At 43.8% G+C, this 10,946-nt stretch carries 6 protein-coding genes; 3 read left to right on the top strand and 3 right to left on the bottom strand.

Annotated elements, in window-relative coordinates:
• Positions 1–78 precede the first annotated feature (78 nt).
• On the bottom strand, positions 79–1,398 hold the full coding sequence (locus F6K46_RS27845; protein WP_293063269.1) for a sigma-70 family RNA polymerase sigma factor: 1,320 nt from the start codon (positions 1,396–1,398) through the stop codon (positions 79–81).
• A 974-nt stretch (positions 1,399–2,372) separates the two neighbouring features.
• Here F6K46_RS27845 and F6K46_RS27840 point away from each other — a divergent pair.
• On the top strand, positions 2,373–4,745 hold the full coding sequence (locus F6K46_RS27840; RefSeq protein WP_293063270.1) for a peroxidase family protein: 2,373 nt from the start codon (positions 2,373–2,375) through the stop codon (positions 4,743–4,745).
• Between the two features lie 185 nt (positions 4,746–4,930).
• On the opposite strand, the gene F6K46_RS27835 is transcribed toward F6K46_RS27840, so the two are convergent.
• Positions 4,931–5,857 carry a helix-turn-helix domain-containing protein gene (locus F6K46_RS27835; RefSeq protein ID WP_293063271.1) on the bottom strand — a complete coding sequence of 309 codons (927 nt, stop codon included), beginning with the start codon at positions 5,855–5,857 and terminating at the stop codon, positions 4,931–4,933.
• A 347-nt stretch (positions 5,858–6,204) separates the two neighbouring features.
• Positions 6,205–6,333: a hypothetical protein gene (locus F6K46_RS27830; protein WP_269086977.1), complete on the bottom strand. Its 129-nt coding sequence runs from the start codon at positions 6,331–6,333 to the stop codon at positions 6,205–6,207.
• 445 nt (positions 6,334–6,778) lie between these two features.
• On the opposite strand from F6K46_RS27830, the gene F6K46_RS27825 reads away from it, so the two are divergent.
• Together F6K46_RS27825 and F6K46_RS27820 are read left to right on the top strand one after the other, a co-directional pair.
• Positions 6,779–7,042 carry a hypothetical protein gene (locus F6K46_RS27825; protein ID WP_075898490.1) on the top strand — a complete coding sequence of 88 codons (264 nt, stop codon included), beginning with the start codon at positions 6,779–6,781 and terminating at the stop codon, positions 7,040–7,042.
• A 310-nt stretch (positions 7,043–7,352) separates the two neighbouring features.
• A complete protein-coding gene (locus F6K46_RS27820; protein WP_293063274.1) occupies positions 7,353–10,937 on the top strand; it encodes a LamG domain-containing protein in 3,585 nt (1,194 codons plus the stop codon).
• The last annotated feature ends 9 nt before the right edge of the window (positions 10,938–10,946 follow it).

The raw sequence follows: 10,946 nt of genomic DNA, 5'->3' as shown, positions 1-10,946 counted from the left end.
CTTTGTATCTTGATGGTATTCCTTTAATGAAACGACTCTTTCAAGCTTGTTGCTCTACTAATGCTCCTCCTACTCTTGCTATACCTGTCTAAACCTTATTCTTTGTCTTTTTAAAAGAGCCGCACCCATTGCTTTAAGCGATCGCGGTTTTACCCAATCCATCGGGCAAGGATTGCTATCGCTGAACTTAGTTGATGGGGGATTGGGAGCTTTTTTAATAGAGATTACCTTTGGTACAACAGATTCTGGCTCTACCAGTGACGTTATTTCCTCTGCCGTTGTCTCTAATTTGATGTCAGGATAATGGTGTTGCTGATTGTGGGTATGATTGAGCCCCCCTAGCCCCCCAATTTTGGGGGGAACAAGACTTTCAAAGTCCCCCCCGGTGCGCTTTCCAATGGGCGAGTAAATCGCCCTTGGGTCGCACCGCAAAATTGGGGGATTTAGGGGGCTTGCCCAAAACCAGAGGATCGCGCATTGATAGTTCAATTCAGCAACGCCGGAATAATTACTCTTATTAACAATCTCTCCATCTTCCGATATCTCTGTCTTCCTTAAAGACTGCTCAGTTGTCTCCAAATCTCCTTGTTCTATCTCTTTGTCAGCGGGAGTGACATGGCTTTCTCTGTCTTTTTCTTCTTTACTTTGCTGCTCGGATACTCTCCTAATCTCCTTCAAAAGCGATGCAGCAAGGGAACAGGGGGTTCCCCCCTGTTCCCTTGCTGCATCAAGAAGGGCAATCTCCCCATAAGCCTTCTCGTCTAATCCGCCCAGATACGTCTGCAACGACTGCTGCAGTTTCTCCCTGGCTCGTTGGATACGTTTACGAACGGTATTGTTGGAAATATCTAGTCGTTGAGCAATCTCTTGGTAAGACAACTCCTGCTCAAAGTGCAAGAGACATACCTCGCGCTGATTCTCGGGCAAATCCTCTAGAGCACTACGGATTACTTCTAATAGTTCGCTATTTTCTACAATCTTTCCTGGGGTATCAAATTCAGTAACCAAGCCATTCCCCTCTGCCACTGCGATCGCTTCGAGATTTTCTACTCCTATTGCCCCAGAGTTATTTTCTCGATGGCAGTCTATACAGAAGTTATGGCCAAATTTAGTCAGCCATCCCTTGAGATTGGTAATCTTTGCGGCAAATTTGGGCAATTTTTCCCAAGCCTTGAGCATAATCTCAGAAAGAGCATCTTGGGCTTGGAACCGATTACCTCCCATCCAGCTGCAGCAGCGATGGTAAAGATAGTCTTGATAGTTTTCCCAGAGTGGCCAAAAGGCGGTGCGGTCTCCAGTAGACAGTTTTTCCAGGAGAGACCCCACCCAAGCAGTGGTAGATGCGTTTTCTGCATTTTCGCTCCATTGGCTATGAAAACCTTGGTTTGTTGGCTCCATAAGGGCACCTGTAGAAACACCAAATTCAATTTTGCTAGCTCCCATATTTTGTAAATCGATCACTCAACTAACGAGATAATAGGACTTTGAGTATTCGAGCCTAGTGTTTTTGCAAAAGCGATGCACCGAAAACCAGTCTGACCTATTCGGCCAAGTAAAACAAGTAACCTTAGTCAACTTAAGCCCTCAAGTCCAGTCATCCCTTGAGTTAGGATTTTTGTAAATTTTATTGAAGCCTTGTCTTTATCTTTTTTTAACTTTATCTAAGTAAAAATATTATCATACCACATCAGCTGGTAATAAGGAAAATGTATTGGATCCAAGGCATAAGGCATAAGGTATAAGGTATAAGGCATAAGCCAGAATAGTTTCAGTTTTTTTTATTTAATCAAATATCGTTTAAATGGGCGAAAACTTATTAAACAAATTACACCTAAAAAAAAGTAATACTCTGAAATCTCCGCTATAGCAATTTGTGTAGAAGTTTTTTGGTCTGTTGCCTGTTGCCTGCTACCTGCTCCGAAGCTCCTATCAGGTAAAGGGAGAAAATGTAAAAGTATCAAATAAATCTCATCAGAGAATTAAAGATTTGATATAGAGCAGATAAAAGTATTTACAATCCTCTCATGGTAAATTAAATTAGTATCGAATAAAACCTGTAAAAAGACTCCAGTTTATTGCTTCAACTATCTGAAATAAAAAAAATATAAAATAATTTATAAATTCTAAAATCTATAGTCTAAGATTTCAGGAGCTCTAAAAGTAACAGGCTCTTTATTCGTGACGTTTGTCAGCTAAGCACAAGCCATCCTAGGGGTCAACCATAAAACTACCTAAAAATAGTAATACTTTCAGGGGTCGATTCTAGTGTCAGCTGTACAACAAAACATCCTAATTTAACTTAACCTCTAGGATTTTTTCCTTACGGTTGGGAACTCTTATAGATAAGCCTTAGGTTTATTGAACTATTTGTTATGACTAATCTCAACAGTGTTCTTCAACGAGACCCATTTGCCGACAGCACATTAGTTGTAAACGATGAAGGGATTACCATTCGCCTGATCGACGGCAGTAAGAATAATTTAGACCAAGTCTCTTTGGGTATCCCTAATACGCCGTTGCTGCGTTTGGCTCCAATTGAGTATGAAGACGGAATCCAGTCACCGGCGGGTATCGCATTTGATGCAGAAGGCAATGCTCTGATCGGTATAGATGGCAATACTGTTACGCGCCAAGCGATTCCCATATTTACCCAAGCCGAAGCAGACCGATTAAATGGATTGGGATTGAATGTCATATCCAATACAGAAGGCTTAAGCAATGTCTCTGATGCACCCTTTGTGTTGCTTAACCCACCCGATCGCCCTAGTACCCGAGTGATCAGCAATGCCACCTCTAAACTAGAAGAGGGAGAGTCTGATCCCAATGGTAATGGCTTAAGCGCTTTCATTTGGGCTTTTGGTCAGTTCGTCAACCACGACACTGATTTAGCAGCAAATGGGTCAAAAGAAGAAAACCAAAACCGGTTAGAATTACTCAATTTCCCCATTGACATTCCCGCAGATGACCCGAATTTTCCACCAAACACTCCTCCCACTCAAGAAATTTCTACACAGGCAGATGGTGGATTGCAGTTTGACTTTGAACGGGATGCCTTTTTCACCGGTACTGGGGAGTCTGGGAGCCCAGGAAAAGCCATTAATACTGTTACCTCTTGGCTTGATCTTTCTGTAGTTTATGGATCTACTGAAGAAGAATATCAAGCAATTCGTGCTTTTTCAGAAGGTCGCCTCAACGTCTTCTCAGATGAGACATTTGCCACTAATGACGACTTGTTACCCCTTAACATCACAGGTGCTGATGGAGAACTGATCAGTGGTAAAGGCGCTTTTATGGATGTGGGTTTTCTAGCGGGGGATACACGGGTTAACGAGAACGATAGTTTGGCATCCCAGCATACCCTCTGGATGCGTAATCATAACCGCCTTGCCCAAGAACTTTCTAGGTTTCATCCTGACTGGACAGATGAGCAGATATATCAACGCTCTCGCCAGATTAATATTGCCCAATATCAAACTATTGTCCTGTACGAGTGGCTCCCCCAGATGGTGGGTGATGTGATCACTGACTACAGCAGCTATAACTCTGATCAAACCCCAGAAATCACTAGTGAATTCGCCGCTGCTGGTCTTCGTGTTGGTCATACCCAAACTAATAACCGTATAGACACTATTGATGCTGATGGTAATCTCACCAGTTTGCAATTATTAAGAACATTTGGTTCACCCAATATTAATGATAGTAGCGATATAGATAATATCTTGCGCGGTGCGAGTCAAACAATTACTGAAGATGTTGATACTGATATAGTTTTTGACCTGCGCAACGCTTTAGTACCAGGAGCGATCGGATTTGACCTTTACTCTGCTAATCAGCAACGGGGACGAGATCATGGCTTGGCTGACTATAACCAAGTGCGAGCAAGTCTCGGTCTACCACGGGTGACCACTTTTGCGGAAATTACTTCAAATTCAGAGTTGGCAAATACTCTCGAAAACCTCTACCACACTGTGGAAGATATCGACTTATTGATTGGGCTGTTTGCAGAAGATGCTGTTGCTCCATCCAGTGCCGGAGAAACTATTCAAGCAATGCTATGGGAGCAATACGAGCGCATAAGGGATGCTGACCGCTTTTGGTTCGAGAGACCGATTGAGGATGGCGGTTTCTTTACCCAAGAGGAAATTGCAGCCATAAAGCAAGTTACGTTTGCTGACATTATCAAGCTCAACACCGAAATTACTACAATTCAAGACAATGCTTTCTTGATCAGCTCCGATAACAATCCCTCCTCTGATGGACTGCTAGATTTAACCGGCTTGTCGGGACAAGCTACAGCAACTGTGACTAGAGAGGCGAAGTATGACAATTTAATTGGCTTTTATGTAATTGCTGATCAACAGGGAACGATAATTGATCCGATCACGGGTCAATCTCTTACTCCTGGCCAAGAGGGTTATGCAGAAGCTGCCATTGATGCCAGCGTGGCTGAATTCAAGGTAGAGGAAAACTTGACCACGGTGAATTTTGATGTTACTCTTCCCAGTGGCTCTATCCTAGCTCCCTACTTGATTACGGATGGGGAATTGGAAGATGTGCAAAATGGTGATGCTGAGGTATTCTTTGCTTTCACAGCTGCTAACAGTGATGGCATGAGCCACATCCTTCAACTTGGAAATAGCAGTGACAACACATTCACATTCGCCTTTGAAGATTTAAGTGGTAATGACAGTGACAAAAGCGATCGCGACTTTAACGATCTAGTGATTGACCTTACCATTTTATAATGGTTCATCAATCAGTAATGATTAGAAAAAAACATACCAATTCCAGTAGGGTGGGCAAAGTAATCTAATCGTGAATACTCAGTAAGCATATGCGCTACGCGCACGCGTGCGCGTAGCGCATATGCTTAGAATACTCACCCATAACCAAAGGGTTTTTGCCCACCCTACAAGCTACTTCCACTAATCTACTGAGCAGCTAAGCTAAAACTCCTCTGTACAACAGCACCACGTTTCCCGAGGGATTTTGGTTGCTGTTGATCCACACTATACAAAACACCTCCCGCATTCCCTGACCTCACAGTCAGTTTTTGTTTAGCAATCCAGGTTTTCTGATATCCCTTCGGTAAGGTGTCTTCCAACGCGATTTTGCCATCAACTACCACTCGTACCCAAGTTTGCTCTGTAATACTCAAGCGTACTTTAATTAATGGATTAGATGGAGAAGGTTTGGGTTTGGGGGGTGGTAATGGTTCTGGCTTAGGGGCTGGTGCTGGTTGTTCTGGTTTATCTGGGGTTTGCTGCTCCTGAACAACTGATGAGTTTTCGATCTGTCGATTAGTTATATAGGTGAAAACGGTGTTGAGTAGATAAATTAGTCCACCAGCAACACTGACCAAGCTTACGATTATGATGTAACCATAATAGGGTTGTACGCTTTTAGCTACAGTCTTAACAGTCTTGCTTTTGGCTAGAATCCTAGGAATCTGTTGAGCAGAGGTTAGAGTCTGAGATTTCTCTTGTGAGGGGGTATTGCTATACAAGACTAAGGCACCAGGCTGGCTTTCCTCGGTGTTCTTGGTGTTATTGGTTTCCTCGGTGTTCTCGGTGTTCTCGGTGTTCAAGGACAATCCAGAATTAACTGGAAACGTTTTGGCTATCCCTGGACCATCTAGACTGAGAAACTCTGCATAGCGACGAATGAAGCCTTGAATGTAAACTGGCTCGGGCAACCCCTCCGATTGCCCTGCTTCCAGGGCTTGCAATATATGCAATCGAATAAAGGTTTTTTCAGCGACTTCCTCAATAGGTATAGATTTCTCCTGCCTGAGTTGGCTGAGATAGGTCCCTATTTTCTGGAGTTGCTCCTCTTGCTCTAGACTTAAGTGGCTCACCAAATCTCTCCACCCATTAATCCACGTTAACAATTTTTATACATAAACACCGGATAGTAACATCCCTTGGGCATCTCACCATAGAACTTATCAAAAATTAACAAAGATTAACAATATAGCCAATTTGCTGATCAAATAGGAAAACTCTCTCATTTTAGGGTATGGTTCCGATTGGCATCCTCCCCCGGGCGGAACAACTCATAAGGGTAGGTTTTTTACTTTGACCTTAGGTGTGGGGTGTGGGGTGTGGGGTGTGGGGTGTGGGGGATAAGAAAGCGATGCAGCGCCTTCATGCGGGGGTTTCCCACGTCACTGTGAGTCTTTCCCCTTTCGTCGAGTGGGCTGATCTAATTGTAAGCATTCAGCCGTTGGCGATTCCCATAGCATGGCCATTCCCGTAGCGTGGCCAAAGCCCAAGGCCAACGGCTGACAGCTGACGACTGAATGCTGTTCGCGTAAGCGTGCGCGTAGCGCATATGCTTACGAATTATCAGCTAATTTTTGGCAATAATTTCAGGCATCATTTCGTTTTTTTTTCTTTACCGTATATCCTTTAATAATTTTTATATAGCAAAGGGAACAGCGGATCTGGGAGTAGGGAGTAGGGAGTAGGGAATATCGCATCAAAATTCTCTCAATTCCTACACGGATTGCTATAGGCCAATATTATTATAGGTAAACTTCATTAAATTTTCTGCAATTATCTTCAGTATCCTGAATTTTGATTTCCTAGAGCAACATCAAACTTTTATCGCTTTACTCTACTGCTCAAAGTGTAGCAAATAAAATACATGTTGGGAACAAAATGTCAAGTTTTGACGGTGGTTTTAACTGCCAAGTCGTTTTTGATTCCCCGACTAAAGTAAGAATTAACATAGTGGGGTATTGACAAAAGCGAGACAACCGTATAGGATTGCGATCGTGACCAAAAACCAGCCGAACGAACTAGAACCAGAACGATTCAACCAGTTGCCGAAGGAGGAAGTGGTAGAAATGCTCATTACTGTAGCGAAGGCTATAGCTCAGCAGCAAGCAACAATAGAAGAACTGAAACAAGAAATAGATAAACTGCCTGTAAGTAGCAGAATTAGAACGCAAAATTTAATCAAAACCGCCATCAACAGACCTACTCAAAAAAACGGAAAATCAGAAATAATAAAAACAAGATACAGTATAAAAACCTAAACGTCAACTAGGCAAACAGCAAAGACATCAAGGAAAAAGCTGGAGTGGCTCTCGGCCTAGGGAATAGTTTCAAGATACTGCTAAGTTAGCGTAATTTATCGGCTAATTTATTAAGTTTAGTAAATATTAAGTTTAGTAAAAAAACTGCTCTCCTTAGGGGTGGTCTGTGATAGATTTTGTTGAGCAAGCTCGACCGGCTCAACTTGATAAAACTGCACTTGCTCCTTCTTTGATTCCATAACCAACGTTGCTGAATCCTTACGTAGAATTCAAGGGAGTTTTTATGCTCGCATACGGATTTATAACATTATTGAGTCTAGGTTCTGAGTACTACTTTAAATACGAGATTGATGCTCAGACTGGTTTCCAGATTTATTGGATTACAATTCCTGAGGGACTCGATAAGGAACGCTATAGTAAACAAACAATCTCTGAGTTTCTAGCAGAATCATCAGTTGCACAAATTCTCAAACCTGGAGCACCCATTGATAAGGGAGTTTATCAAGCTAGCCTAATTTTACCGGGATTACCAGCCTCACCTTTCGATGCATTTTATACTATTGAACTCACCTACGACAGCGATTCATTTACGTTAGGAGTTCAATCTACTGACTCTTTTGGATTTAGTCCGGAAGGCTCAACCCATTTCAAAGATTTAAATCTGAGTTTTACCCAGCAACTTAATTCCGAAACCGCCACTGTCAGTGGAACAGTGACGGCGGTTTTCTCTGGTCAAGATATTGTCCTTGAGGCCGGGTTGAGCGATGGCTCTGAACTGATTTTTAATTACAATCCCAATAATCCTCAGGAAATCCCGATTCAACCCTGGGGCAATTTAGAGTTGACGACTTTTACGGTCAAACCTGGGTCAAATCCTCTTCAACCCCAAGTTCTCTATTGGTTTGGAGAAAAGTCGGGAGAATGGGTTTATGATTGCTCCTTGAGGAATAGCGAAGATGCACCAGCCATCGACTTACGGATTCAAACGGAGCCAGAAACAGTGCAGTGGGGATTAGGGTCTATTGCTGTTAAAGATGGCTTGATCGAGAGTGAAAATGCCACCCTAGAAGCGGCAAACCTAAGTTCTGCTAGCAAACTGATCAAGGCATTCCAAGAAAGCAACGAAATCACTATTGCAACCTGGATTAAGCCTAGCCAAACGGGTCAAAAATACCCAGCTATAGTCCTTACTCTATCCGAAGATCCTGAAAATCCCTATGTGACTCTGGCTCAAGGGGATTCAGAATGGCTAAAGGGTTATGGAAATCAGTGGTCGGGGGATTGGTACCATCACGACGAGTATAGTGTGCTATTGCGCACCGACACTAATGATAGAAACCGATATTGGCAAATCCTGACCACAAGTCCCGACACAGTAACAACTGAGCTAACCTATGTTGTCTATACTTTCTCACAGAATAACTTGGGGGATGAGAGTGATAATGCCAAGTTGTATCTCAATGGGCAGCTAGACAATTCAAAATGGATTAATAGCGATAATCAGGAGCGTCATTTCTGGAGAAATAGGAATCAGCAGAGTAATCGTTGGAGAAATAGGAATCAGAGGGGTAATCGTTGGGAAAGTCGGGATGAGGATGAGGATAATCGTTGGCAAAATCGGGATGATGAGGAGGATTCTCCTTGGAAAAACCGGGATGATGATCACGAACTTAATCCTTGGACAAATCACCCTGCGGTTAAGTTAGCGTTAGCAAATGACGTTTTATTTCTCGATCGCAGGGGCAAATCCCCAAGAAATCAAGATTTCCCTTGGGAAGGGGAACTCTACGAGGTGGCAATTTATGACTCCGCCCTGACACCAGAGGCGATTTACCAGCGCTACTACCCCACCATTGAAATTTTGGGCAACCTGACGCTGACTAATATGCCCAGTCCCTTGGACCAACCCCTAACTGCTCAACTGACTTTGGAGGGTATGCCGGATGTAGAGCATTATTCAGAGTCTAAGCTCAATCTTAAGGTTGACACCTCTGAAATCCGGGAGGTTACCCCTGAGTTTGACTTCACCAAGATTGCCCTGGAATGGGAATCAGAACCTGGAAGCTCCCCAAGCTGGTACTTTAAGTGGGGACAAGTGGATAGCACGTTATGGAAAACGTCAATTCCCTTTACGGCAGTTCAAGGGGATGCGCCAGGTAAACTTGCCCTCAATTCACCGGAATTCGATTTTCAAATCGGATTAGGACAAATTAATACCCTAGAGGGGTTGTGTCTATTCCTGAAATCAGATACCACCGGGGAGATCTGGCAGATGTCTTCCATCACCTCTGTGTCTGAACTAGTACTCCCCCAATTAAGGGATTATCGCCCATTTGATTGGACGGTAGATTTCAAGCTACTGTTTGCTCGTCACGATCAACAACGGAGTCAATTTGACCCCCTGGGGATTGAAGATGGGAAAGTCGTTCTCAAGGGCAATTGGTTGGGAGAAAACCTTGTACTCCATGGCTGGTGGCGCAATGAGCAGTTTGTCCTGGAAGGGCAAAGGAATTTGAGTCTACCGTTTGAAGTTACCTTGGGTCCAATCTTTGAACCCGGTACCTCCCACAAGATTATCGACCAGGTAGCGATCGCATCAGTGATGAACGCCACTGTAATCCTGGAACTGACTGAGTTAGGCTTTTTGGCAAAAGTCTCTGGAACCTTTGATTGGACCGATCAAGCAGGGACGGTAAACACCTTTACAGTGCCGGAGTTTACCCTAGTCCGCCCACCGCTGACTCCCAATCACATCCTGGAAGCGATTTTGGCAAGGTTAAACTCCCAAGTAGATGTGATCTTTGCACAACAGTTTCGCCATCAAGCGGACTACTACTTTACGGTGGTGGAGGAAAAACCTGTTATTTATTTGGGCAAACCCAACGATCCTGCTGCGATTACCCAAACTACAACATTGCCCCAGTTATTCAACACTGCTGCGGAGTCCAATAACATTTCCAGCACCGCAGGCATCTTTACCCTGACAGAAAATGCCGATCAAAGCTGTACCCTGACCATAACTCCTCCGGAAAGCAGTGACAATTGGCTAGATCAACTTAAGACCGATTACGACAACTTTATTGCTCAACTAGATACCAACAGTAATCTGATTGCTGGTACCCTCACCCTGGTAAAAACCCGCATTGCTGAACGGATGCCGTTGTTGGTTGAGGAAATTCTCTACTACTACTACGGCTTGGATACTGTTAATGGCTCAGTGGATTTGCAAGCTGGAATGCGGTTACGGGTCGATTACCAAAACTATCAATTCGTTCATCCAGCCCAATCTACGGCTAATTCAGGGTTTGTGGGCAGTGGCACGTCCTACTATAGCCTCAACAGTTATCGGGATGGCACTAACCTAATGATTAATTTTGATGGGTTTTTGTCCCAAATTCAGCCCTATGTCACCACAGATATTGCTACGGTAGGGGCTGGAAGTAGTCTGGATACCTTTAAAGTTGGCTATCAAAAACCCTACTTGCGGCTAGTTTATCCTAGTTTGGCAGCTCCTTCTGCAGGTTCCTTAGATCCCGGACAAGCTGCAACCATTATGGGGGCAACAACAGTAACAGACCTGGATAAAAACACAAACGTTGCCAGCTTTTATTTCCGAGGACGAGCAACAGTGATTCCAGAAATTACGGTGGTGCTACAGGAACAACCGGTATTTGTTCCGGTAGGAACGACGTTACGACAACTGATGGAGCAACGTGTCAGTATTCCGTCAGTATCCCTGGGAGAATCCCTACTGAACTCTACCGGAAAACCGAGGTTGAGTCGCCTGTTACACGAAGGGGTGTCTAACGAACCTAGCTATCGGTTTATCTACCTGGACGAAGATAGTCCGGTGCTTGATTTGCCTCTGGTCAAAGGCGATCGCATTGTCCTGTAGGGGGTGACG

Source organism: Moorena sp. SIO3E8, assembly GCF_010692445.1.
Lineage (GTDB): Bacteria > Cyanobacteriota > Cyanobacteriia > Cyanobacteriales > Coleofasciculaceae > Moorena > Moorena bouillonii.
The sequence above is the reverse complement of the archived record's forward strand: the minus strand, read 5'-3'. Positions and strand labels throughout refer to the sequence as shown.